The following is a 23,709-nucleotide window of genomic DNA, read 5'->3' on the forward strand; positions in this document are numbered from 1 at the left end:
TCTCCTCGCTCTCGCGCAACGCGGAAGGGAGCAACCCGTGATCGAACAGGTCACGGCGCCGCCCTTCGGCCTCGGTCTCGAGCAGATCGCCTGTCTCGCGCAGCACTCCCATCGTCGTCATCGCCGACACGTCTGCTGCACAGTGCCGGAAGAGTGCGCGGGCCGCGCGCTCGTAGGGGATCTCTGAGCCAAACAGCGCGAGCGCCCGAAATGCCCCCGGCGACAGGCGCTTCCGTTGTGGCAGCGCCACGATCTCGTCGAGATGGGTGCGCCGGTCCCCGAACTGGTCGAGGTAGATGCGGCGGGTGAAGGCCACCTCGCCGAACTCGGTGAGAACGGTCCTCGGGCGGGAATCCTTGACACGCCAGTCTTTCGGCTTGTCGACGAACAGCCGCTCGTCGAAGATCTCAAGAGCCTCAGACATCGCATCGGCCAACATCCTGAGAACGTCTTGCAGCGAGTTCGTTTCGACTTGTTCGAAGTCCTCGAACCGGACGATGTGGTCAAAACACAGGCCAACCAGAAGCGACTTCAATAGCGCGGTATCATCGTGCATGCGGGTTTCCTTCCTTCTCTGGGTATTCGACACACCAAGATTAGAGGGAAACCCGTTCTTTTACTTCAAGACCGTGCTTGGGGCTCCCGCCCCCCGAAACCTTACGCGCTCGCCTCTTCTACTCCTCAGCCTCAGCTGCGAGCACGACCGCCTCGGCCACCTGCCGAAGTGACATCCGACGATCCATCGCGAGCTTCTGAAGGCGACGGAACGCCTCGGGCTCTGTAATCCCCTTGGCCATCAGCACCCCCTTGGCCCGGTCTAGCACCTTACGCATCTCCAGTCGTTCAGTTAGGTCATCTACCTCGGCCTCGAGAGTCCGGGCCTCCGCAAATCGAGAAACTGCAACCGTCATGGCAGGCAGGATGTCACGCCTCTGAAACGGCTTGACTATGTAAGCCATCGCTCCCGCACTAGCTGCTTCGTCAACGTGCGACTGCTGCGAGAATGCAGTGACCATCACTACCGGGGCGATCTTTTCCTCGGCGATTACACGCGCGGCCTCAAGCCCATCCATCCCCGGCATCTTCACGTCCATGAACACGATGTCGGGAAGGAGCTCTCGTGTGAGGGTGAGGGCCTCGGCTCCGTCTCGTGCCTCACCGACGACCTCGTGCCCCGCCTCGGCAAGCATCTCCCTGAGGTCCATCCGTATCAAGGCTTCATCTTCAGCGATCAGTACGCGCACGTATGATTGCTCCTCAATTCGTAACAGGAACATGGACCGAGACAAGCATGCCTGTCTCCGTGCTGAAGGACAGGGTACCACGCATGTCATCCTCGACGATGGTCCGAACGATAGCCAGACCGAGATTGGACGACGAATCTGGCGAGAATCCCGGGGGTAGACCACAGCCGTCATCCCAAACAGAGAGTGTCAACTCGTTTGGCGTCCTGTGCATCGTGACCGTAACCGAACCGGTGTGCCTTGAGCCAATGCCATGCTCAATGGCGTTGTGTACGAGTTCGGCTACAACCAGAGCGAGCGAGGTCGCGATGGATGCGGGAACCAGTCCCGTGTCGCCCTCCACCCTCAACTCTATCACCGCATCAGACCTGGCAAGCCCGCGAGTGACCATGTCCACGACCTTGCGTACCGCCGCCGCCAGGTCGACCGACTCCTCGGTGGACTCGGCGAGCATCTCGTGTACGACCGCCATCGAAGATATCCGCTCGACCGCCTCGTTGAGCGCGCAGGCCACCTCCTCACTCGTGGCTCGCCTTGCCTGAATGCGCAGTAGCGAGGCGACCGTCTGCAGGTTGTTTTTCACGCGATGGTGCACCTCACGGATCGTCACTTCTTTGACCCGCAGTTCCTGCTCCCGACGGCGAGCCTCAGTGACGTCCTCCACCAAAACGAGTGCGCCTTCCGAGAGCGCTATGGTGCGGTAGCGAAGCGACCTGCCTGCCACCTCAAGCGTGATCTCGCGAGCTGCTGTGCTGCCCAGCACCGGAACGACCGCTGTCGCACCGCCGGGTAGCGCCGAGACAGGCGCGCCGCTAAGGGAGCCCTCGGCTCCGGCGAGCCGCATGATGTTCACCGCGTTGGGACTTGCGTATGAGACTGTACCGCCAGAATCCACCTCGATGACCCCATCACCAGCAAGGCGAGTGGTGGAATATGGCTCCCCAGTGTGAAGATCGGGGATCGGACCTCGCTGTAGCCTCTCGAGGACGAACACCGCCAGCCGCATGAACGCGACCTCCATCTTCCCTGGCGCCTCAGCGACACTCTTCCCGAGGTATCTCACGACCACGGCGTAAGGACGCGAGGACGGCCCAACCGGATAGGCGGTGGACGTAAACTCGACGCCGCGGCGTATTCGGCAACGGGATCCACAGACGGTGAGTCCAAAGTCAAGGGCGTCGTACGCCTCTGGCTCCTCGTTCCGATCCACCGTTCCGCCCACCCTTGAGACCGGCACAGCGGCAGCAGCCGTCATTGGCCGAACGTCAGCCACGATCTCCAGCTGCCCGTCTTCGTTAGGCACAAGCAGAACCACATCTCCGTATCCCAGATCTGCAACGAGTTGCAAATTCTGCGCGACGTTATGGACGTGCTCTGCGGCGGCCGGAGGAAACCTATTTGCTATGCTATCCGCTATGCTCATGTAGAAAATTATCGCACTCTCGCGGATTGCATGTCATTTGACGATGCGGGATCCATGCCGGCGAACTACAGCGCCTTCGACCCCCGCTCGCCGGTACGGATGCGAACCGCGCCCTCGACATCATAGATAAACACCTTGCCGTCGCCGATCTCACCGGTACGGGCTGCAGCGATGATCGCGTCTTCGGCCGACTGCGCGACCGCGTCGTCGAGGACGAGCTCGATCTTGACCTTGGGTATGAAATCCACGGCGTACTCTGCGCCTCGGTAGACTTCGGTGTGGCCCATCTGGCGCCCATACCCGCGCACGTCTGTCACGGTCATGCCGACCACCCCGAGTGCGCTGAGCATCTCTTTGACCTCATTGAGTCTGTAAGGCTTAATAATCGCTTCGATCTTCTTCATGATTAGCTCCTTTTCTCCTCATGCTGAGTGTTCAGTACCTACCGCGAGCTACAGAGTACGAGGTGTCGCTCTGCACGAAGTCGGGGTATGCCCGGTTCCCGTGCTCGCCGATGTCGAGACCCTCGATCTCTTCTTCTGCGCTGACACGTACACCCCAGATCGCCTTGATCGCAAGCCAAATAAAGAGTGAGGCCCCGAAGACCGTAACGCCCACGGCTGCGACACCGATCATCTGGCTCCACAGCAGATCAAAGCCGCCGCCAAAGAACAGGCCGTTACCGGTGGTACCGGGATAGATCGATTCTTGGGCGAACAGACCGACAGCCAAGGTGCCGAAGATGCCGCCCATGCCGTGAACGGCGAGTGCGCCAACCGGGTCATCAAGCTTCAGCTTGTCGAGAAGCAGCACGCCGAAAACGATGATCGCGCCGGCGATCGCGCCGATGATAAGGGCACTGCTCGTACTGACGAAGGCGCAACCTGCGGTGATGCCAACGAGTCCGCCGAGCATCCCGTTGATGGTCATGCCAATATCCGGCTTGTGCAGTACGATCCATGCGACGATTGTCGCGGCGATGGCGCCGGAGGCCGCCGCTATGGCCGTGGCGACCACTATGTGCGAGATCGCGAAGGGCTGGGCGGCCATGGTGCTACCTGCGTTGAATCCAAACCAGCCGAGCCACAGGATCATGGCGCCAGCCATAGCCGAGGTCATATTGTGACCGGGGATCGCATGCACTTTGCCATCCTTATACTTGCCTAGGCGTGGTCCTAGCACGATGATTCCCGCGAGCGCCGCCCATGCGCCCACCGAGTGAACCACGGTGGATCCGGCGAAGTCCCAGAAGCCTAGCTCCGCAAGCCAGCCGCCACCCCAGATCCAGCGACCCACGATAGGGTAGACAAATGCGACAAGCAGAAACGAAAAGATGATGAACGAGTGGTACTTGATGCGCTCGGCAACAGCGCCCGAGACGATAGTAGCCGCGGTCCCGGCGAACACGAGCATAAAGAAGAACTTCGCCATGAGCGGTACACCAGCCCAACTCAGTGCCGAGTACACTCCTTGATACGCATCACCGGTCGCTGGGCTATTGTCAGCTCCACCTAAGAAGAAGAGCCCTTCAAGTCCAATGAACGGGTTCCCGTCGCCAAACATCAATCCCCATCCGATGACTAGGAATGCGATCGTCGATACGGCAAAGACTATGAAGTTCTTGGAGATGATGTTGACGGTGTTCTTCGCCCTCGTGAAGCCCGACTCCACAAGTCCGAATCCGAGATTCATGAAGAACACGAGCATCCCCGCAATGAGCACCCAGATGGTATCAAGCGCTACCTGCAGTTCCATATATTCCACGCCTCCTCTGTCTGGCAGCCCCAATCGGCCACTGCTACAGAGTCGCATCTGTGTGTTTCGACCGTGTTACGCGCAGGAGAATTCTGAGATACATGCTCCCGTGTGGATTGATATATCGGTAATCCTCCCTGCGACAGAGGCAAAACCGGGTCTTTACATCAAGCCGCCACGCCGATAAAGTGTCTCGCGACAAACCGTGCGACACTAAGAAGGAGACGGTATGCCTCGGCCGATCATCAGTACGGATGACTGTTCTGCATGCGGCATCTGCGTAGATGCATGTCCTGAAGGCGTTTTAGAGATCGTCGGAGACACCGCGGTCGCAGTAAATGACGATGATTGCACTGCTTGCGCCGCCTGCATGGAAGAGTGTCCTATGGGCGCGATCGAGGAGATAGAGGAAGACTAACCTGGTCGGCTGCAGAAGCGGATCATGTGCCGAGTCACCCTGTTCGTAAGAGGCCTTTGAGGATCTTACTTATGTAATTGGGGTCCTCTCGGAACACAATGCCCTTGGCCTAGTGCGTCACTTGTGACGGTCAAGCGACCTTGTGCGTCACTTGTGCAGAATATGTGCCGCACAAGAGTCGAGAGTCTCGCTTCCAGTGCCCCCACGTCTTCACTCCCCCCCTGCGACGTCAAGTAGATCATCGAAGGCGTATATGCCCGGACGAGTACCAGCTGCGGCCTCGACCTCCCCGACGATTCCGTCATCGCTGAGCACTCTCAGCAGCCGACGCCCAGCGGACTCGGAGACCCCCACTCTACGAACGAAGTCGCTTTTCGAGAACACGGGCGACTGGAAGATGAAGTCCAGTACGCCTATCACCTGAGGAGACCGCGTGAGCTCAGGCAGTCGCACCTTCATCTCCTCGTAGAGCCGCATGATCGAAGTCGCGCGCGCGAGGTTATCCTCCGCCTGCACGCGCACCGCTTCGAGGAAGAATGCGCACCAGCCGGTCCAGTCATCGTCCCGCGATACCGCAAATAGGCGGTCGAGATACTCGTCACGTCGCGCGTCGAAGTACGCGCTGATGTAGAAGATCGGGCGATGGATAAGCCCTACCTGCCACATGAAGAGCGGCATGATCATCCGGCCCACGAGCTGAAGACGGACCAACCAGCGGGATGAGCCTCTCCCAATCTATTCCTTGCGGCGGGAATCGTCCTTCGTGATAGTGAACCGCCCCCATCACACGTCCTCCAAGTCGAACATGAGCCGGAAGAGCTCCTCCTCGATCAGGCGCACCTTCCACCGGTCATCGACGCTCTTAAGGTTTTCGAGATTGTTGCCGCCGTTGACGTAGATGAGGTCGGCATGGAGGATGCGGTAGATGCCGAAGTCCAGCTCCGGCTGGTCGAGCTGGAAGAGCTCCCGAAGCTTGGCGACCAGACGGTCGTAGCGCTGGCTCATGCGATCCCCCCTGCAACGCGTTCGACGAACGTCAGTTCATTCAGATTGAGTACATGTTTACCTCGAGTGTACATATGCATAACGGTACCCCATACGCTTGGCTGTGACCACTCAGCGCGCGCTCCATCCTGTCGTGACCGGCTCCTAGCCTGATCGGCTGTCGCTAGAGAGTTGCTTTAGCTGCTCCCAGACAACCCTCTTCGAACGCTCATCACCAAGAGAGTCCTCCAACCCCTGGAGTGCAAGTATGGTTCTTCCATGAATCTGCACGGGAGTCCCTGTTGGCGGTAGAGCTGCTTCCAGCGCGCCAGCTAGATCGGCGGCTGCGCAGCTGTCCAAGGCTATTATGACCAAGGGATCGATAACCTGAATCAGCAGCAGAAGCCTGGAGTGAATAGCGTCTGCGGGAGAAGCGTCGCCCAAGGGGCGCGACATGACGCGATAATCAGAGTCCGCGGCGAACCCGAGAGCCTTCAGGGCCTTGGCGGCGGCGGCACCATCGGGTCCGGACAGCGCAGGGCCGCCACACTGCTCCGCTGGCCCCGCCTGACCCTTCACCAGCAGAACTGTGGCTAACGGGTTGCCTTCCGAGGCACAGAAATTCCAGCTGCTAAACTCCCTCTCGACCTCCTCAAGCTCGGCGCGCACCTTCTCGGCATAGAGCTTGCCTAGGTTAGTATCTTTGCTCTCACTCATCGCCTGGGGTGGGCGCCGATACAGAGGACAGGTACCATGCGTAGGTGGCCTCAAGACCGGTCTCAAAGGGTATGCGAGCTTCCCATCCAAAGATGCTGTCGGCTTTACGCGCGTCCAGCACACTGTGTTTGATGTCGCCCGGAACCGCCGGCTCATGCGAAACTTTAGCCTCTACCCCGCTGATCTGTGACAAAGCATCTATAAGTTGAGTAATGTTCGTCTGAGTGCCTGTGGAGATGTTGTACGCCGGACCATCGCCGCCTCCCTCGCACAACCTCGTTTCGGTCTTGAGAGCTAAGCATATCGAGTCCACCACGTCCGCGACAAAAATGAAATCGCGTGTCTGCGAGCCGTCACCGAAAACCACCAGCTCTTCTCCTCTGACCAGCCGGGAAGCGAAGATGGCCACTACACCGCCTTCTCCCTGCGAGCTCTGACGCGGGCCATACACATTCGAGAATCGAAAGCTTGCGAAATCAGTTCCCGTTCTCGACAGCTCACTCGCCAGCACCTCCTCGGCAGCGAGCTTGGATCTGCCGTAAGGATTTGTGGGTAGCTTATGGCGAGACTCGCATATCGGCAGTTCAGCAGGAGTGCCGTATACAGCTGCCGAGGAGGCGGATATGACGGCTCTTGCCCCGCAGCTTCGGGCGGCTCTGGCGACCGCTTTGGTGCCCTCGACGTTGACAAGCCAGTCATTGTGGGGATCGACGATTGAGGCGCCGACACTGGCCTGAGCAGCAAGATGTACCACCTTGTCCGGCTTGAACGAAGCCACCTCGGCAAGAAACTTCTCGTCGAGTATGCTCATCTGCGCGAACCGCGCATCCGGATGAACGTTATCCGCAGACCCGGTAGACAGATCATCGACAACGACCACCTCGTTATCCCTAATCAGAGCTTCGACGAGATTGGCTCCAATAAATCCTGCGCCACCGGTGACAAGCACGCGCATACAAACCCCCTGCTCACTGTTGTAGTCGTGTGACACTAACAAGATCGGCATGAACTATCAAGCGGTATCGAGCGCTGTAGGGTGGATCACACGCCGAGAGCGTCAAGCGGGGCTCCTCCCTGGTTTCCATAACATCTACCCTGTCCGGCGTGACCCTGAAAGACTCGGTCACCTCATAAACATAAACGCGATAGGGGGAGTAAAGCTCGATCGTGTCGCCGAGGCGAAGCTCGTCTATTCGACGGAACGGCGAGCCAAAAGTAGTGCGGTGACCGGCAATTCCACTGTTGCCGGTTGGCCCCGGAAGATCGGTATAGTCGATCCACCCCGGCCCGCGCTTCAGAGATTCTCGCGTGTGCCCTTTCACGACGATCTGGTCAAGGCCGATGGCGTCGATGACGAGCCTGCCGAACGGATCACCCTCAGATTGCCCCTGCCAGTAAGCGGCGTCCAAGCTGCGCCAATCGGAAAAATCGATAGCTGGCCGATCTTCATCGCCGTTATCAAGGATCGGCGGCAAAGCAGGGTCGAACTCCGCTCGAAGCTCCTGCTGGTCGAGATTGGCCGCAATGTTTGTGATGCCGTAGTAGCCAAAGAGCCCGAGCGCCGCCCCGATGAGCAGGTTCCCTCCGGCGTGCGCCACTGTGCGCCAGCCAAAAGACCTGCCGGCGTGAGAGCTATCCTTCAAGGCACTTCCTGATAACCGCATAATGCAACAGTTTATAGTCAGGCGGCAAAGATGCCGATACCTGATATGAAAGATATCCCCGCCCCAAGCCCGAGGTGTGCAAATGAAAGTAGCTTCACGTTCAACGATAGTTCGTATACTTGCTTTGTTGATGATCTTCGCCCTGGCCGCAGGCGCGACTCCTGCGCTGGCGACAATAGCTTTCGAGATCAAGCCGATAGCCTTCGATCCTCAACTGAAAGCAACGCCGGCACCGAAGACCGTCGAGAAAATCGCAAAAGAACTGGATTCGGTAGCGGCTGTCGTAGGTAGTCGACCAGCAGTCAAGGCAAGCGCTGCTGAGCCTCGGCCAGTGCAAGTCAGATCCACGGGGGGCGCCGGATCTGTCACGCTCCCCTCTCAAGGCAAATCCGAAAACGCTCAAGCCATTCTGGCGAGTTACAAGGCTCGTTACCCGATCCTTCAGGGCGTCACGGTGCAATTCGGCGACGCCCGGGGCTTTCAGGCAATAGCCTATTACAAGAGCGGCAGGATAGTCATCTGCCCCAACCATGACGCCTCCCTCGAGCGAATCATCAATCACGAGGTATGGCACATCATCGACTGGAGAGATAACAGCCGCATCGATTGGGGCGAGAATATCCCGCCGGAAAACGCGTCGAGTTACGCTCGGTAATCTGCAATCAGTGACCCCGGACGCGCCGTCGGCGCCCAGAACCATTGCCACCTTTGAGCCCGTTTTGAAAGCAGCTATGCACCAGTGCGTGGCGAAGCACCTCGTCCATCGATCCCACGGCGATGATATTGAGGTCGTTGCGAACGGGCTCGGGCAATAGATCGAGATCGCGCACATTTTCTTTTGGAACCAGCACCGTAGTGATCCCCGCCCTGTGAGCGGCGAGCAGCTTTTCCTTTATCCCGCCTACCGGCAATACCCGCCCGCGCAAGGTGATCTCCCCTGTCATCGCGATGTCCCGGCGCACCGGGCACTCTATCAAACACGAGGCCAGCGAGGTGGCCATCGTGATGCCGGCGGAAGGTCCATCTTTGGGGATCGCGGCGGCAGGCACGTGGATGTGCACGTCAAACTGCTCGGCGAAATCGGGATTGAGTCCAAGCTCGCTGGCTCTGGTCCTGATGTACGAGAGCGCGGCTTGAGCGGACTCGCGCATCACGTCGCCGAGCTGCCCGGTCAGCGTCAGGCCGCCCTTCCCCCTCATCTTGGTGGACTCGATGAAGATCACGTCGCCGCCTACCTCTGTCCAGACCAGCCCTGTGGCCACCCCGACGTCATCTTTCTCCTCGGCCAGACCGTATGAAAATTTGGGAGGCCCGAGATATTTGTGCAGCGTCCTGCTGGTGACCTTCGTCTTGCCCTTCTTCCCCTCGACTACCTTGCGGGTCACCTGCCGGCACACCATCGCGATCGTCCGCTCGAGATTGCGAACTCCCGCCTCGCGAGTGTATCGGCGAACCATCTCACGCACCGCGTCATCGCCGATCGCTAGCTTGGCTGCGCTAAGCCCGTGCTCCTTGAGTTGCTTGGGGATCAGATAGTCGCCGGCGATACGAGACTTTTCGTCCTCCGTGTACCCCGGGAAGTGGATTACCTCCATGCGATCGCGCAGCGCGGGCGGAATCGGATCCAGCAGATTGGCAGTGGTGATGAACATCGTGTTCGACAGATCGAATGGCGCCTCCAAGTAGTGGTCCTGGAAAGCGGAGTTTTGCTCCGGGTCGAGCACCTCCAAAAGCGCACTGGTGGGATCCCCGCGAAAATCCATACCTACCTTGTCGATCTCGTCCATCATGAACACGGGGTTTTTCGTACCCGCCTGACTGATCGACTGAATTATGCGGCCCGGCAGCGCGCCCACGTAGGTGCGGCGGTGGCCCCGTATCTCCGCCTCATCACGGACGCCTCCTAGAGACATGCGGATAAACTCCCGCCCAAGCGATCGCGCTATGGATTTGCCGATAGAGGTTTTGCCCACTCCCGGTGGCCCTACGAAGCACAGGATCGGGCCGCGCATGTGGGAGGTGAGTTTGTGTACGGCGAGATACTCAAGGATTCTTTCCTTGACCTTCTCCAGCCCATAATGGTCTTCATCCAGTACTTCTTGCGCCGAGACAAGATCGAGCTTCTCTTCGGACTCCTTGTTCCACGGCAGGCCGATCAGCCAGTCCAGGTATGTGCGTATAACGCTGGTCTCCGCGCTCGCAGGCGGCATCTTTTCGAGTCGGGAAAGCTCTTTTAGCGCCTTTTCCTCGACCTTCTCCGGCATGACGGCCGCCGAGATACGCTCGCGATACTCGTCCATCTCGGCTTGAATCTCATCGTAATGACCGAGCTCCTTTTGGATCGCCTTGAGCTGTTCGCGCAGAAAGTATTCGCGTTGCGTCTGCGTCATCTGGTCTTTGACTCGATCCTGAATCCGGCTCCCCAGCTCAAGAAGCTCAAGCTCCTTCCCGAGGTACCGTGTGACGATCTCCAGCCGATCCTTCGGATCCATCGCCTCCAGAATCTTCTGCTTCTCCTCGACTTTCAGATTCAGATGAAACGCCACGAAGTCGGCGAGACGTCCCGGTTCTCCGATAGCCGAGGTGGCCATCATCATCTCAAGCGGAACCGGCTTGCCAAGCTCGCCAGCCTTTTCGAAGTCGGTGATAAGTGCCCTCATCAAGGCTTCGACCTCGACGTCGGCCTCGGTTGTCTCCTCGATTAACTCGACTCTTGCCTGCATGAACGGCTCAGAAGCCACCAATTCGAGGATGCGGATCCTCTGTCGGCCTTCCACGAGGGCCTTGGCGGTCCCGTCGGGCAACTTGAGTTCCTGCATGATCGTGGCGACACAGCCGATCTCATACAACTCCTCAAATGAGGGATCTACCGTCTCGGCGCGCTTCTGAGTGACAAGAGCGACCAGGTGATCGCCCCGCATTGCCTCTTCAAGCGCCCGAATCGAACGCTCTCTGCCTACAAACAGCGGCACAACCAGATTTGGAAAGAGAGTGAGATCCCGCAGCGGTATAAGCGGCAGTATCTCCGGGATTTGATGCGAGCTGCCTTCCTGTGACATTCAGAACCGGCTCCTTCCGTATCTTTGTCGTGCAATAATAACTGTGAGCTATTAGTTTATGGTACGACACTCGCTTCTACAGTACACGAACAGCGTAGCCAGAAATTGGACGATCTTGCGTTTCGGGAGTTTCAGCATGGGATTTGACGGTGTATTCCGACTGATATCAGAGTACGGCATTCGTGTCGTTGCCGCAGTAGCGTTCGCGATATTTATCGTGGCCGGCTGTGATCTGGCATATGCGGGGCCTCGCTTATTGACTGCCGAGAATGGCCTGGTGAGGCTCGAGGCGAGGTCCTTATCCGCGCCAGTTGACGGCTCACTCGCCGCCACCGCATCGATCACGATCGACCTGCCTACAAGCTATCTGGAGGCCCGCCTGCAGATGCGCTCTCCCGCAGGAAGACTTATCTACCAGAAAACCGAGGTGCGAAGCGAGCTTCCAACGGGCACTGTGTCGATCGGATTCGAAAGAGGACTTCGAGACCTCGGGCTTGCCCCCGGCATATACCCTATCGAACTTAGAGTAAGATCCGACTCCACCACTACACGCGAGTGGATCATTCGTGACCGGCTACTCGTACACAAGCCCAATCCCGCCGCCACTCCGCTGGTGCTCATCGCAAGAATAAACGGCGCCCCGACCTCCGACGCCGACGGACGCTTTCTCTTCGATCCAGCGCAGGTACCACGCGCTCGCAGTGATGTTGAATTTCTGGCACGCCTCGTCAATAACAGGCCCGAGTTTAGAGTGTCGCTGGCGATCCCGCCGATGCTGCTCGATGAGTGGTACCGAATCGCCCAGGGCTACGAGATTTTGCGCGAGGAGCAGGTCATCTCCGTTCCGGCAACCGACCCCTCCTCTCGCTCGTATGCTGAGGCCTTGAGTCTGCTTCAGCGCGCAATTGGAACCGGACGCCTCGAGCTGCTTGAGCTTCCGTATTCGTCGCCTGATATCGGTGGGCTGCAAGCCACCGGCCGCCTCGGCGACTTGAAGCACCACTTCAGCCTGGGCCGATCGGTGTACGCCGCCACACTCGAGGCGACACCCGTCGCAGGCGCGGTTATGCCGAGCGATCTACTGCCCGCCGAGGGAATCGCGGCACTCAAGGAAAGCCATATGCGCTTCTCGGTACTTGGTCCTGAAAGCTTGATCTCCGCTGAGTCGACGCCGCCTTCCGGGGTATACGAAAGCGAGGGCATGCGGGTCTTACTGACCGAGCCTGCGATCACCACTCACCTGGCTGCCGGAGATATAGCAGACGCCATAGATTCGATCTTCGCACGAGCTATCTCCGATGAGCCGACCACACCTGTCACCGTTACCGTCGACCTCGGCGGCGGCCGACCCGTCGATACACGAGAACTGGAAGACTTCATCGAAACGGCGCTTGGAGCTCCGTGGGTTTCGTTTTCATCCGCCGATGAAGCAGCAAATCACGTCCCTGCTTTGACTGTCGCCCTTGTAGATGAGGTCGCGATGACAGCAGGTGTCAGGTCAGGGTACTGGGATGCAGTCGAGGAAGCCAGAAGATACTCAGCGGCGTTGATGTCGATAACACCCACCGGGCATCCCCTGTCAGCGGCCTCCACCCGCGCCTCACTGATCGCCCAAAGTCAGATGTGGGCAGGCTCGGATGGGCGTTGGGCGGCGATCGACCGAGGACTTGCATTCGCCGATGCGGCTGTGCGCCACTCTCGGACGTTGTTCGATGCGATCACCATCTCGGCTCCTTCGGATCTGACGCTTAGCTCGGCCGTCGGAGAGGTTCCGCTCACCGTAGTCAACAACTCAGAAACCGAGCTTGAGCTGCAGGTACGAACCATCGCCGAAGGATTGGCCACAAATAGCCCGGTTCGAACTCTCCAGGTCAGACCACAGGAGAACTTTCTGACCGTGCCGGTAGATCTCCAATCTTCCATCTCTGGGCGCTTGGGGGTCGAAATTTGGGCTGATGACATCTTGATTGCCGAAGGAAACACGACCGTGAGGGCCTCTTACCTGGATCGTCTAGCAATCATCGGAGGCGTCACCTTAGTGTTGGTAGCCTTGTTGCTATTTATATACAGAAGGGTACGCCGCTCCCAGCTTACTGATACCATAACTACCGAGCAGTCAACACACCTCGAAAGATGATGCCGTGCGCGCAATAGTATTGGACACAAACGTATTGCTCACCGACCCCGGTGCCGTCTTCGCTTATCCCGATGCCGCAATAATCATCCCCGAACCGGTCTTGGGCGAGCTGGACAAATTGAAGACCTCAAGGGTCGACCCGGATCTGCGGTTTCGTGGCCGCGAGGTAAGCCGGATCATATTCGAGCTATCTCAAGATGGTTCGCTTGCGCAGGGGGTGCCGCTGCCCGACGGTGGAACCCTTAGAGTGCTGGCGCTGCCTTCTAATGCCCCGATGCCCGAAGGGCTCTCTCACAGGAACGTTGACGATCGGATCCTCGCGGTTACGCTCTTTGCATGCCAGGAAGGGTGCACCGATCTGACACTGGTAACGAACGATCTGAACATGCTCCTCAAGGCACAAACCCTGGCCATCGCGGTAGAAAGATACCGCGATGTAACAGACGGTGGGCCGATAAAGCGTTACTTCCTGCGTCCGATACAACGCTACCGAGTCCCTATCAGCATCCTTTCTATTTCTATCGCGGTCTTTGTCGCGGTACTGCTGCTAGCTGTGTACGGATCGCGAATAATCACCCCGCAAGCAGCCGCCACTGGCGTTCCCGAGGAGTTCTTGCAACTACTGGCTCCCGATCAACGCAGTGCTCTTGAGGATTTGCAAACGCTCTACCGTAACCCAAGAGATACGCAGGCGCTTCTTGACATGGCTAACTACTACTACGCACTCCGAGAAAGAACCGGAGATCCCAGGTGGGGTCGACTGGCTATCAGATACTACGAACAATACCTCGCGATCACCCCCGATGACGTCAGTGCGCGGACGGATCTCGCGGTGCAGTACTTTGTCATGGGCCAGACAGACCGCGCAATACAGGAGGTCACTCAGGGCCTGGAGATAGAGCCCATGCATGTTAGTGCGAACTTCAACCTCGGCATCTTCTATTGGCGAGGCCGAAAGGATTACGCTGGAGCAGAGGCTCAGCTGCTCAGAGTCAAAGACCTGACCAGCGCATCAGCCGACTCGCCCGATCACGCTCTCAGGCAGCAAGCAGTATCCGCCTTGGAGCAGCTGCGCCAGGAAGCCGAAGAAGCCGGAAATCCCTTGCCGGCCCAACCCACGGAGGTAGACGCGTTATGAGCTATACCGATCATCTGGACATAGCTATCGTGGGGGGCGGCCCAGCCGGCCTTACCGCCGCGCTCTATGCATCAAGGGCCAGGGCAAAGACGGTAGTCTTTGAGAAAGGGATCCCGGGCGGCCAGATAATCACCACTGACTTCGTTGAAAACTACCCCGGATTTCCAAATGGTGTTTCGGGTCAACACCTCGGCGAACTGATGCACGCTCAGGCCGAGGCGTTCGGCGCCGAGATCAAGCCGTTCATCTCCGTCACCAAGATCGAGCCAGAGGGAATGGACTTTATTGTCACAACATCCGAGGACGAACGATATCTGGCAAAAGCTGTAATACTTGCCACTGGAGCCGTGCCACGCAAGCTGCACGTGCCTGGGGAGGCCGAGTTCACCGGCCGCGGGGTTTCCTGGTGCGCGACTTGCGACGGAGCGCTCTTCAAAGACAAAGCCGTCGCGGTTGTGGGAGGCGGAGATGCGGCGATAGAGGAAGCCCTGTTCCTCACGAAGTTCGCCACCAAAGTTTACGTCATCCACCGGCGAGACGAACTGCGCGCGACTCGCTGCATTCAGGAGAAATGTTTTTCCAACGAAAAAATCGAGGTCCAGTGGAGTCGCGCGGTTCAGAAGATCCAGGGCGACCATGGAAGGGTTCAATCGGTCGTGCTGGCCTCCACCAAAGGTGAACCGGATATTGCTTTACCACTCGATGGGGTATTTATCTTTGTGGGAATCAACCCACTAAACGATCTTGCAAACGGACTGGTGGATCTTGATGAAGGAGGGTACATTCGAGTGGACCACGATGGCAGAACCTCCTGGCCGGGACTGTTCGCGGCTGGAGACGTCACGGACTCTGAGCTCAAGCAGGTTATTACAGCTGCGGCGAAAGGTGCCTCTTCCGCATTTGAGGCAGTAAGATATATTGACGAAAGGGTATGTTCCATTTGACAGGATTTTTTGCCGCTCGAAGGGAGACAGGCTAGATGGGAAACATAGTGCAGGTCACTGATGCTGGCTTTGATGCCGATGTCGTCAACTGTGATAAACCTGTAGTGCTCGATTTTTGGGCCCCGTGGTGCGGCCCATGCCGCATGATGGAGCCAATCCTCAGCGAAATCGCCGCGGAGCATGGCGACAAAGTGAAGATTGCGAAACTCAATGTCGACGAAAACCCGGGGACCGCAACCCGTTATGACATTCTGTCGATCCCGACCTTGCTGATCTTCGCCAATGGCGCGGTTGTAAAGAAGCTCGTAGGCGCCCTGCCAAAAAAGAAGCTGCTTGAAGAGCTCTCCCCCTGGATATCCTGACAGGGGGCAAATATGTGCGAAAAAGGCCTCAATACCGAACAGCTGCGCATGATGATAGAGCAATCTGACGGCGCCCTGGCCATGTCACAGCAGTGGCTCGAGCAGCTTCATCATCTTGCGGATCACGCCTCGATCCACGATGCCAGCACCTATCTTGCTCAAGCCACGATTCTTCTCGGCGAAACGAGAGCGAAGCTTGAGGCGGCCCTGGACTCGCTGGAGGGATCCGGCAGTGGCGTCGAAGTGCGCCGGTACTAACGCGACTTCGCGCCTCTTGCCAAGATGAAAAAGCATCGTGCGCCAAAAACGGCTACCCACAGGCGCGGAAGCGGTGGAGCCCCCACATACTATGAGTGCCCGGAATGCGGGTATCTGACGGCCGATCAGCGATTCGGGAATCACGAGATCGTCTGTCCTGTCTGTTCGGCGTATGGCGACGGAAGACGCGTCTTTCCCACCGACCGCCTCAGGCGCCTGGATGCGAGGATTCGCAAGTACCACCATGACGGGGAGCCCGAAATCGTGGTCATCCTGGCCGAGACGTTTCTGGAGTCCATTCTGGAAGACATCATCGACCGGATTCTCACCGCACAGGGGGCCACCGTAAACGTGCGTGAAGTGGTGCTTGATGCCCAAAGGGCGATCGGCGCGCGGATAGGCCGTCTGTTTCCGACCCTGACCGGGGAGGAGTTCGAGGAGGCGGCGGCTGAGCTGGGTTTTCGCGAGTTTCCCAGAAGGTGGCGCGAGCTCAGGAAAGCCCGCAACGCCTTCATCCATGACTCGCCATTTCGTGGTCCGCAAGAAGCGCTCACCGAGGAGGACTCGGCGACCGCAATGGAGCTCCTCGATCAGGCTTACGCGCTCTTTGTGCTGATCAACAACAGGTTTGCTGTCAGATCGGGAGCAAGATCAGGTGACACACAAGGCAACTGAGCCAATAGGCCGAGATGTGGCGACGAAAGCGATTTCGATACACATCACCGGTATCGTACAGGGAGTCGGGTTTCGGCCCTTCATCTACAACCTTGCACTGCGTCATCACCTGCGAGGGTGGGTTCTGAACTCCAGCGATGGGGTCCACTGTGTCGCACAAGGTGATCCGGCCGATATCGAGGCATTCGTGCGCGCCATTCGAAGCGAGGCGCCCCCCATCTCTGTTATCGACACCCTCTCTACGGAAGAGATCCCGCCGCAGGAGTTCCCCGATTTCAGGATTGAAGAATCAAAGGCGCTCGAGAGCGCGATGACCCTGGTTTCTCCCGATATAGCCACGTGCGACCTGTGCTCGGCAGAACTGTTCGACCGAGTCGACAGGCGATTTCGATATCCATTCATCAACTGCACTAACTGCGGACCGCGCTTCACTATCATAGACGATGTGCCATATGACAGACCGGCCACTACGATGCGCGTGTTCGCGATGTGTCCGGAGTGCAAGCAGGAGTACTCAGATCCGGGTGACCGGCGTTTTCATGCCCAGCCAAACGCGTGCTTCGTTTGCGGCCCCCGGCTTTACCTGAATATCCCTGGCGGCGAGGGATCTTGCGAAGACCTCCTGTGGACTCCGGAAAAGGAAACTGATCCCCGTCCTCATCGCGACATCCGATCTGAGAGGAAGCGCAGCGATGCGATTATCGCCGAGGTCTCGTCGCTTCTGGACCAAGGCAAGATAATCGCCATCAAGGGCTTAGGGGGATTCCATCTGGCCTGCGATGCCACGAACGAGGCGGCGGTTCAGCTTCTAAGGACACGAAAGCACCGATGGGGCAAGCCGATGGCGATCATGCTCCGCGACACTGCGTCGGCCAGACGCTATTGCCATATCAGCGCCGAGGAAGAGTCCCTTCTTGCCAGCGCCTCGCGCCCCATCGTGCTGTTGATGCGGACCAACAACCCCGACGCCGTTCTCGCACCTTCCGTCAGCGGAGATCTTCCAGAGATCGGGGTGATGCTACCTTACACCCCGCTCCACCATCTCCTCATCTCGGCGCTACCAGGACCGCTTGTCATGACCTCAGGCAACCTGTCCGAGGAGCCCATCGCCATCGACAACAAGGAAGCACTTGCGCGATTGTCGCGCATCGCGGACGCATTCCTCCTGCACGATCGGGATATCCACTCCCGTTACGACGACAGCGTCTTTCGCGTGGTCAGCGAGGTAGTGGAGCCACTCCGACGGGCGAGAGGGTACGCCCCGCACCCCATCGCGCTCTTAGGCGCCTCGGCGATCGACATTCTGGCTGTAGGTCCGGAGCAGAAAAACACCTTCACCCTCATCAAAGGGAGCAACGCCTTCGTGTCACAGCACATCGGCGACTTGGAGAACAAGGAGACGCTCGAGCATTTCGAAGAAACGCTAGAGCTTTATCGCAGGCTATTCCGAATCAACCCCGGCATTGTCGCGCACGACCTTCACCCCGAGTATCTCTCCACCAAGTTCGCGCACGAGCTCGACTTGCCCAAAGTTGGAGTGCAGCATCACCACGCCCACATTGTTTCGGTCACCGCCGAGCATGACATAACCCGGACTGTGGCTGGCCTTGCGTTCGACGGTACCGGCTTTGGAAGCGATGGGCGAATCTGGGGTGGCGAGGTCCTGCTTGCCGACTGGGAGGACTTTGAGCGCATCGCGCATCTCGCCTACGTGCCGATGCCGGGCGGAGCGGCTGCGATACGAAGACCAGCTCGCATGGCAATAGGAACGCTGCACGCCACAGGGTTGCTGGATCATCCCGGAGCGGACCCCTTGAGATCGCGCTTGCTCGAAAACGAGGAGCAGCTTCTGTTGAAAATGATAGATCAGGGCATCAACTCGCCGCTCACTTCGAGCATGGGCCGTCTGTTCGATACAGTCTCGGCAATCACGGGCGTACGAGACGACGCCGCATACGAGGGAGAGGCGGCTATCGAACTTGAAGCCTGCGCCGATACTTCGGCGCTCGGCGCTTACGAGTTTGCGCTGAGAGCCGAAAACGGAGTCCTCATCATCGACCCGCGACCCGTGCTGCTCGGTGTGCTCGAGGATGTGCGTCGAGGCAGGCCCCGCTCGGAGATATCGCAGTACTTCCATCAAGCAGTTGTGTGCGTTATAGTCGAACTCGCCGACATTGCCACAGAGCGCACCAGCAACCGGCATGTCGCGCTGGCCGGCGGAGTATTCATGAATCGCATCGTGCTCGAAGGGGCGTTGCAAAAGTTGACTGAAAGGGGCTTTCTTCCTCTCACTCATCTGAGGCTGCCAGCCAATGATGGTGCGGTTTCTTTCGGTCAGGCGGTCGTCGCAAGAGCTCGGCATGAAAGCCGATAATCCGGCAGAAAGTGGCAGGTTCTAACATAGGGAGGTAAGGGAAAAGATGTGTCTTGCAATTCCGGCACAGGTCAAGAGTATCGGTGACCTGAACATGGCCGAGGTTGATATCCTCGGCGTCATACGTCACGTGAGCCTGGATTTGGCTCCTGAGGCAAAGCTCGGTGACTGGGTTTTGGTTCATGCAGGATTCGCCATCCAGGTTGTTGACGAGGATTACGCGGTCGAAACCCTCGATATCCTCAAGTCTATCAACGTCATCGAAATGGACTCCGGGCCGCCTGTGGAGGAGAGGTAAATGGACCTCGGCAGATTCAGGGATCCTGCGCTCGCAAGAACTTTGATCGACGCCATCGCCGCGGTACCTATCGGCCCTGTCAAGTTCATGGAGGTCTGTGGCACCCACACAATGGCGGTGGCGAAATACGGGCTCCGAGCGGTCATGCCCGAGGAGCTGACGCTTCTATCAGGTCCGGGGTGCCCCGTGTGCGTGACGGCGAACACCGACATCGACATCGCGATCGAATACGCACGCTCCACAGACGTTATAGTTACAACGTTCGGCGACATGATGAAGGTTCCGGGATCTTACTCCTCTCTTTCCGATGAAAAAGCGGACGGCCGAGATGTGCGCATCGTCTACTCGCCGCTCGACGCTCTCGAAATCGCCGAGCGGAACCCTGATAAGCTCGTCGTGTTCATCGGCGTTGGCTTCGAGACCACCACCCCTACGATTGCCGCTGCCATCGTGCAGGCAAAAAGCAGGGGCATTGGCAACTTCACGGTTTTTTCCGCGCACAAGACAGTGCCAGAGGCGCTACGGGCGCTCGTCAACGATCCGCAGGTGGCCGTGAGCGGATTCATCTTGCCTGGGCATGTATCCACGATAATCGGGCTGCAGCCTTATCGATTCCTCGCCGAAGAATTCAAGGTTCCAAGTGTGATCACCGGATTCGAGCCCATCGACATCCTTCAGGGAGTCCTGATGCTTTCGAGGCAGGTCGCCGAGGGCAGGGCCGAGATAGAAGTCGCATACACAAGAGCGGTCTCGCCTGAAGGCAATCCGGCAGCCATTGAAATAATGAACCGGGTATTCGAGCCAGCCGATGCGGATTGGCGCGGAATCGGCGTGATTCCGGGAACGGGACTTGCGATCAAGAGCGATTACTCCGCCTTTGACGCAATGCACGTTCTGCCTGTAACGCCGCCTGAGCCTCGCGAGATCAAGGGCTGCCAGTGCGGTGAGGTACTGCGCGGCGTCATACTGCCGTTCGAGTGTAGGCTGTTCGCCAAAGGCTGCACCCCCGAGCATCCGATAGGGCCGTGCATGGTGTCTTCGGAGGGCTCATGCGCTGCATATTATCGTTACACCGATTACGGCAAGTAGGTTACCGGCAAACGACTGGGCATGTCTTCTCGCCGCAGCATAAAGGCGGCGCGAGCTTACAGCAAGGGAGGGTCATCTTGTCCGATCGAATAATGCTCGCTCACGGAAGTGGCGGCACTTTGATGAGAAAACTAATAGAGGAGTTGTTCGTTCACGAGCTCAACGACGAGGAACTCAAGCGTATGGACGACGCAGCGGTCATTCCCGTCTCGGGCGACAGAATTGCGTTGTCGACAGACACTTACGTCGTAAGCCCGTTGTTCTTTCCTGGCGCCGACATCGGGCGTTTGGCGGTGTGCGGCACGGTCAACGATGTTGCCACATCCGGAGCGACCCCTCTGTGTCTATCGGTCGGCTTCGTCCTCGAGGAGGGCTTTCCAATCTCACAGCTAAAGGAGATCGTGCTCTCGATACGCGAAGCAGCAAGTGAGGCTGAAGTCCGTATCGTGACCGGGGATACCAAAGTCGTCGAAAAAGGCCACGGCGACGGAGTCTACATCAACACCTCGGGCGTTGGAGTGCTGAACGGCACAAGGGCGCTGTCCGGCGCTGATTGCAGGCCGGGTGATGTGGTGCTTCTCTCCGGCACCTTAGGTGATCACGGCATCGCGGTCATCTCCCAGCGAGAGGGATTGTCGTTTTCCACCGACATCCAAAGCGACGCGGCCCCCCTCAATCATCTGGTGGCAGCAGTGATGCAAGCCGCTCCGGAAGTGCGCTGCTTCAGGGATCCGACTCGCGGCGGGCTTGCCAGCGCGCTAAACGAGCTAGCTGCGGCCTCAGGGGTGTCGATTGTGGTGGAGGAGACCTCGGTTCCCGTTGCAGACCAGGTGCGCGGAGCCTGTGAGATGCTCGGCTACGATGTATATCAGGTCGCCAACGAAGGCAAGATGATAGCGGTAGTCCCGGCCGAGCAGGCCGAAGTGGCGCTTGCGGCCATGCGCGGCACACTGTATGGCGAAAAAGCCGCTATAATTGGCACAGTCGAGCAAGACTCGCCTGGCAAGGTGTATGTCCGCACTTCGTTCGGGTCAACCCGCATCATGGACATGCTTGTCGGCGAACAATTGCCGAGAATCTGCTGATTGCAAGGTGCCTGCTTCGGAGCAATAGCATGAACGCGCTGCAACGTCTAATCGAGAGCAATGCCATCGACAGACTGATTCGGCGCGACCCATCCCTATTCACTCACGACATCGAGCAGCGCCAGCGGATAGCCAACCGCCTCGGCTGGACGGATCTGGCGGAGCGTGCTCAGTCAAGAATTCCGCTTGCCGAAAACCTAACCCGGACACTTGCCGAGGAGGGCGCGACCGATGTCGTGCTGCTTGGAATGGGCGGCTCATCATTATCGGCGATCGTATTCAACCGGGTCATCGGCGAACAACCCGGCGGACTACGCCTGCATGTGCTGGACACCACGTGTCCCCAAACCGTCACTGCCTTACTCGAGAGCCTGGACCAATCTACAACGTATTTCTTGCTGTCCAGCAAATCGGGAACGACGATTGAGCCCCTGTCGCTCTACGCGATCTTTCGGTCGTGGATGCACGAACGGCTATCGCCTCCCGAAGCAGGGCGACACTTCATCGTCATAACAGATCCCGAAAGCCACTTGCACAAGCTGCGCCAAAAGGAGGTCCTGCGGCTTGCGGTCAACGCGCCGCCAAATGTGGGCGGCCGCTTCTCGGCGCTAAGCGTATTTGGCCTGGTCCCAGCGGCCATGCTTGGCATTGATCTGAAGGAGCTGCTTCGCCGCGCCCGTAACATGGAGAGCCGATGTGCGTCGCAGCCAAGCGAGAACCCTGGGGCGCTACTTGCGGCATGGATAGCCGACTCCTGTGCGCAAGGCCGAGACAAGCTCACCTTCATCTCATCGCCTGGGCTGGAATCCTTCGGCTTGTGGGTGGAACAGCTCGTCGCCGAGTCTACGGGCAAGGAAGGAAAAGGCGTGGTGCCGGTAATTGAGCCCTCGCCGACTCTGCCGTCTCGATTTGGCCCTGACCGGGCCATCGTAGTGATGCGGGACGCTTCAGACGCCGAGATGACGGATACTGTCTCTGCGCTTCAGGAGCTGGAAAATCCGTTGTTCGATTTAGTCATCGAAGACCGACTGGAGATCGGTGCTGAATTTGTGCGCTGGAAGTATGCGACCGCTCTTCTCGGGCATCTGCTCGATATCAACCCGTTCGACGAGCCGGATGTGTCCTCCGCCAAGGATGCCACCGAGAAGGTGCTGGACGGAAGCATCTCCGCTCCTAGGGCAATAGCGGACCTTGAGGGCGTCTGGCCGGCGTATGCCGGAGCTTTTTCGGGCGCACGGGCGCCTGATGATCTCGCTACAGCCTTGGCTCCGCTGGCAGCAGCTATAGGTCCAGGCGATTATCTCGGCGTTCTTGCGTACCTTCCGGAGTCCGATGAGCACCTTGCCCCGCTACGCGCTGCGCTTGGCTGGATATCATCAGTTACAGCTACACCAGCCCTGCTCGAGCTGGGGCCGCGCTACCTGCACTCTTCCGGTCAGTTGTTCAAGGGAGGTCCTGACAGCGGCGTGTTTCTCGTGGTAACCACGCGTGATCGTCAAGATCTGCCGATACCAGGCAAGCCTTACACGCTGGGAGCGCTGCAACGGGCGCAGGCGGAAGGCGACTTCATCACTTTGGCCTCGCGCAATCGACGAGTGATGCGCCTGGATCTTCCGGACGCCACTCCCCTGATGGTAGGTCATCTTTCTTACGCGCTGCGCTCGGCTTTCGGCTGAAAACTCACAGGCCAAGAGCCTTCTTCAGCGAGGGAACGCGCCTCCTGGAAACCGGAACCTGCGTAGCGGCGCTATCGGAGAGTGTAAGCAGCAGCGTTCCGCCATACATGGGCACAACCTCTTTCACCCACGCCAGATTCACGAGATACCTCCGATGCACCCTGAAAAAGCTGCTGGCATCGAGTTTTCGCTCAAGCTGCGCTAGAGAGTTGGTTGACAGGTACCTCTCGGAGTCAGTATGAAGGTACGCATAATCATCCTTGGCCATCACGTGAGTGATCTCCTCGACTTGCACCAGGAGCTTCTTGCCGGCCTTTTCAACAGGTATACGATCGATGCGGGCACCGGCAACTTCGGCAGGAACGAGCCTCTCTAGCGCCTGCTTCAACCGGCCGAGCTCTACCGGCTT

25 protein-coding genes are annotated in these 23,709 nt (G+C 58.5%); 13 read left to right on the forward strand and 12 right to left on the reverse strand.

The window, feature by feature from the left end; genetic code table 11:
• The 5 genes from KGZ89_03810 to amt all read right to left on the reverse strand — a co-directional run.
• A partial coding sequence (locus KGZ89_03810; protein ID MBS3973972.1) for a UPF0236 family protein occupies nt 1-556 on the reverse strand: 556 nt, incomplete at its 3' end.
• A 118-nt stretch (nt 557-674) separates the two neighbouring features.
• The gene (locus KGZ89_03815) at nt 675-1,277 is read right to left on the reverse strand and encodes a response regulator (protein ID MBS3973973.1); all 603 of its coding nucleotides are present in this window, start codon (nt 1,275-1,277) and stop codon (nt 675-677) included.
• Nucleotides 1,258-2,667 (reverse strand): histidine kinase N-terminal domain-containing protein, encoded by a 1,410-nt coding sequence (locus KGZ89_03820; GenBank protein MBS3973974.1) that lies wholly within the window; start codon nt 2,665-2,667, stop codon nt 1,258-1,260. Before KGZ89_03820 ends, KGZ89_03815 begins: the two co-directional genes overlap by 20 nt.
• 65 nt (nt 2,668-2,732) lie before the next feature.
• Nucleotides 2,733-3,071 (reverse strand): P-II family nitrogen regulator, encoded by a 339-nt coding sequence (locus tag KGZ89_03825; protein MBS3973975.1) that lies wholly within the window; start codon nt 3,069-3,071, stop codon nt 2,733-2,735.
• Between the two features lie 31 nt (nt 3,072-3,102).
• Nucleotides 3,103-4,422, reverse strand: coding sequence for an ammonium transporter (gene amt / locus KGZ89_03830; protein ID MBS3973976.1), 1,320 nt, complete (start codon nt 4,420-4,422; stop codon nt 3,103-3,105).
• A 229-nt stretch (nt 4,423-4,651) separates the two neighbouring features.
• On the opposite strand from amt, the gene KGZ89_03835 reads away from it, so the two are divergent.
• The gene (locus tag KGZ89_03835; GenBank protein MBS3973977.1) at nt 4,652-4,840 is read left to right on the forward strand and encodes a 4Fe-4S binding protein; all 189 of its coding nucleotides are present in this window, start codon (nt 4,652-4,654) and stop codon (nt 4,838-4,840) included.
• Nucleotides 4,841-5,050: 210 nt separating this feature from the next.
• Here KGZ89_03835 and KGZ89_03840 read toward each other — a convergent pair whose 3' ends face one another.
• The 5 genes from KGZ89_03840 to KGZ89_03860 form a co-directional block, all read right to left on the reverse strand.
• Nucleotides 5,051-5,551 carry a hypothetical protein gene (locus KGZ89_03840; protein ID MBS3973978.1) on the reverse strand — a complete coding sequence of 167 codons (501 nt, stop codon included), beginning with the start codon at nt 5,549-5,551 and terminating at the stop codon, nt 5,051-5,053.
• A gap of 72 nt (nt 5,552-5,623) precedes the next feature.
• Nucleotides 5,624-5,845 (reverse strand): hypothetical protein, encoded by a 222-nt coding sequence (locus tag KGZ89_03845; protein MBS3973979.1) that lies wholly within the window; start codon nt 5,843-5,845, stop codon nt 5,624-5,626.
• Between the two features lie 144 nt (nt 5,846-5,989).
• On the reverse strand, nt 5,990-6,541 hold the full coding sequence (locus tag KGZ89_03850; protein MBS3973980.1) for a hypothetical protein: 552 nt from the start codon (nt 6,539-6,541) through the stop codon (nt 5,990-5,992).
• Nucleotides 6,534-7,496, reverse strand: a complete 963-nt coding sequence (locus KGZ89_03855; GenBank protein MBS3973981.1) for an NAD-dependent epimerase/dehydratase family protein — start codon at nt 7,494-7,496, stop codon at nt 6,534-6,536. The genes KGZ89_03850 and KGZ89_03855 overlap by 8 nt, the downstream gene beginning before the upstream one ends.
• Nucleotides 7,497-7,509: 13 nt before the next feature.
• Complete coding sequence (locus KGZ89_03860; GenBank protein MBS3973982.1) at nt 7,510-8,184, reverse strand: class E sortase; 675 nt, start codon at nt 8,182-8,184, stop codon at nt 7,510-7,512.
• 103 nt (nt 8,185-8,287) lie between these two features.
• Here KGZ89_03860 and KGZ89_03865 point away from each other — a divergent pair, with 103 nt between their 5' ends.
• On the forward strand, nt 8,288-8,860 hold the full coding sequence (locus KGZ89_03865) for a hypothetical protein (protein MBS3973983.1): 573 nt from the start codon (nt 8,288-8,290) through the stop codon (nt 8,858-8,860).
• 7 nt (nt 8,861-8,867) lie between these two features.
• On the opposite strand, the gene lon is transcribed toward KGZ89_03865, so the two are convergent.
• Nucleotides 8,868-11,264 (reverse strand): endopeptidase La, encoded by a 2,397-nt coding sequence (gene lon / locus KGZ89_03870; GenBank protein MBS3973984.1) that lies wholly within the window; start codon nt 11,262-11,264, stop codon nt 8,868-8,870.
• A 136-nt stretch (nt 11,265-11,400) separates the two neighbouring features.
• Between lon and KGZ89_03875 the strand changes: the two genes are divergently transcribed.
• From KGZ89_03875 to KGZ89_03925, 11 genes are read left to right on the forward strand one after another with little or no spacing between them, the layout of a single operon-like run.
• A complete protein-coding gene (locus KGZ89_03875) occupies nt 11,401-13,401 on the forward strand; it encodes a hypothetical protein (GenBank protein ID MBS3973985.1) in 2,001 nt (666 codons plus the stop codon).
• A 4-nt stretch (nt 13,402-13,405) separates the two neighbouring features.
• Nucleotides 13,406-14,539 carry a hypothetical protein gene (locus KGZ89_03880; protein MBS3973986.1) on the forward strand — a complete coding sequence of 378 codons (1,134 nt, stop codon included), beginning with the start codon at nt 13,406-13,408 and terminating at the stop codon, nt 14,537-14,539.
• Nucleotides 14,536-15,483: a thioredoxin-disulfide reductase gene (gene trxB / locus KGZ89_03885; protein MBS3973987.1), complete on the forward strand. Its 948-nt coding sequence runs from the start codon at nt 14,536-14,538 to the stop codon at nt 15,481-15,483. The genes KGZ89_03880 and trxB overlap by 4 nt, the downstream gene beginning before the upstream one ends.
• A gap of 35 nt (nt 15,484-15,518) precedes the next feature.
• Nucleotides 15,519-15,845, forward strand: a complete 327-nt coding sequence (trxA, locus tag KGZ89_03890) for a thioredoxin (GenBank protein MBS3973988.1) — start codon at nt 15,519-15,521, stop codon at nt 15,843-15,845.
• A gap of 12 nt (nt 15,846-15,857) precedes the next feature.
• On the forward strand, nt 15,858-16,103 hold the full coding sequence (locus tag KGZ89_03895) for a hypothetical protein (protein MBS3973989.1): 246 nt from the start codon (nt 15,858-15,860) through the stop codon (nt 16,101-16,103).
• Between the two features lie 24 nt (nt 16,104-16,127).
• Nucleotides 16,128-16,778 (forward strand): hypothetical protein, encoded by a 651-nt coding sequence (locus tag KGZ89_03900; GenBank protein MBS3973990.1) that lies wholly within the window; start codon nt 16,128-16,130, stop codon nt 16,776-16,778.
• Between the two features lie 4 nt (nt 16,779-16,782).
• Nucleotides 16,783-19,152, forward strand: a complete 2,370-nt coding sequence (gene hypF / locus KGZ89_03905; protein ID MBS3973991.1) for a carbamoyltransferase HypF — start codon at nt 16,783-16,785, stop codon at nt 19,150-19,152.
• Between the two features lie 46 nt (nt 19,153-19,198).
• A complete protein-coding gene (locus KGZ89_03910) occupies nt 19,199-19,450 on the forward strand; it encodes a HypC/HybG/HupF family hydrogenase formation chaperone (GenBank protein MBS3973992.1) in 252 nt (83 codons plus the stop codon).
• Nucleotides 19,451-20,539 (forward strand): hydrogenase formation protein HypD, encoded by a 1,089-nt coding sequence (hypD, locus tag KGZ89_03915; GenBank protein MBS3973993.1) that lies wholly within the window; start codon nt 19,451-19,453, stop codon nt 20,537-20,539.
• Nucleotides 20,500-21,624: a hydrogenase expression/formation protein HypE gene (gene hypE / locus KGZ89_03920; GenBank protein ID MBS3973994.1), complete on the forward strand. Its 1,125-nt coding sequence runs from the start codon at nt 20,500-20,502 to the stop codon at nt 21,622-21,624. Before hypD ends, hypE begins: the two co-directional genes overlap by 40 nt.
• Nucleotides 21,625-21,653: 29 nt before the next feature.
• A complete protein-coding gene (locus tag KGZ89_03925) occupies nt 21,654-23,300 on the forward strand; it encodes a glucose-6-phosphate isomerase (GenBank protein MBS3973995.1) in 1,647 nt (548 codons plus the stop codon).
• Between the two features lie 4 nt (nt 23,301-23,304).
• On the opposite strand, the gene KGZ89_03930 is transcribed toward KGZ89_03925, so the two are convergent.
• On the reverse strand, nt 23,305-23,709 hold a 405-nt coding region (locus tag KGZ89_03930), incomplete at its 5' end, for a LytTR family transcriptional regulator DNA-binding domain-containing protein (GenBank protein ID MBS3973996.1).

This window comes from Actinomycetota bacterium (assembly GCA_018334075.1).
Lineage (GTDB): Bacteria > Actinomycetota > Coriobacteriia > Anaerosomatales > UBA912 > JAGXSC01.

What these genes read in the sequence shown, in the direction of transcription:
- KGZ89_03900 (MBS3973990.1), top strand. Translation starts at nt 16,128, where the DNA reads ATGAAAAAGCATCGTGCGCCAAAAACGGCTACCCACAGGCGCGGAAGC.
- trxB (MBS3973987.1), top strand. Translation starts at nt 14,536, where the DNA reads ATGAGCTATACCGATCATCTGGACATAGCTATCGTGGGGGGCGGCCCA.
- KGZ89_03865 (MBS3973983.1), top strand. Translation starts at nt 8,288, where the DNA reads ATGAAAGTAGCTTCACGTTCAACGATAGTTCGTATACTTGCTTTGTTG.
- KGZ89_03875 (MBS3973985.1), top strand. Translation starts at nt 11,401, where the DNA reads ATGGGATTTGACGGTGTATTCCGACTGATATCAGAGTACGGCATTCGT.
- KGZ89_03855 (MBS3973981.1), bottom strand. Translation starts at nt 7,496, where the DNA reads ATGCGCGTGCTTGTCACCGGTGGCGCAGGATTTATTGGAGCCAATCTC.
- KGZ89_03825 (MBS3973975.1), bottom strand. Translation starts at nt 3,071, where the DNA reads ATGAAGAAGATCGAAGCGATTATTAAGCCTTACAGACTCAATGAGGTC.
- KGZ89_03895 (MBS3973989.1), top strand. Translation starts at nt 15,858, where the DNA reads ATGTGCGAAAAAGGCCTCAATACCGAACAGCTGCGCATGATGATAGAG.
- trxA (MBS3973988.1), top strand. Translation starts at nt 15,519, where the DNA reads ATGGGAAACATAGTGCAGGTCACTGATGCTGGCTTTGATGCCGATGTC.
- KGZ89_03815 (MBS3973973.1), bottom strand. Translation starts at nt 1,277, where the DNA reads ATGTTCCTGTTACGAATTGAGGAGCAATCATACGTGCGCGTACTGATC.
- amt (MBS3973976.1), bottom strand. Translation starts at nt 4,422, where the DNA reads ATGGAACTGCAGGTAGCGCTTGATACCATCTGGGTGCTCATTGCGGGG.
- KGZ89_03845 (MBS3973979.1), bottom strand. Translation starts at nt 5,845, where the DNA reads ATGAGCCAGCGCTACGACCGTCTGGTCGCCAAGCTTCGGGAGCTCTTC.
- lon (MBS3973984.1), bottom strand. Translation starts at nt 11,264, where the DNA reads ATGTCACAGGAAGGCAGCTCGCATCAAATCCCGGAGATACTGCCGCTT.
- KGZ89_03850 (MBS3973980.1), bottom strand. Translation starts at nt 6,541, where the DNA reads ATGAGTGAGAGCAAAGATACTAACCTAGGCAAGCTCTATGCCGAGAAG.
- KGZ89_03910 (MBS3973992.1), top strand. Translation starts at nt 19,199, where the DNA reads ATGTGTCTTGCAATTCCGGCACAGGTCAAGAGTATCGGTGACCTGAAC.
- KGZ89_03820 (MBS3973974.1), bottom strand. Translation starts at nt 2,667, where the DNA reads ATGAGCATAGCGGATAGCATAGCAAATAGGTTTCCTCCGGCCGCCGCA.
- hypE (MBS3973994.1), top strand. Translation starts at nt 20,500, where the DNA reads ATGCGCTGCATATTATCGTTACACCGATTACGGCAAGTAGGTTACCGG.
- KGZ89_03835 (MBS3973977.1), top strand. Translation starts at nt 4,652, where the DNA reads ATGCCTCGGCCGATCATCAGTACGGATGACTGTTCTGCATGCGGCATC.
- hypD (MBS3973993.1), top strand. Translation starts at nt 19,451, where the DNA reads ATGGACCTCGGCAGATTCAGGGATCCTGCGCTCGCAAGAACTTTGATC.
- KGZ89_03925 (MBS3973995.1), top strand. Translation starts at nt 21,654, where the DNA reads ATGAACGCGCTGCAACGTCTAATCGAGAGCAATGCCATCGACAGACTG.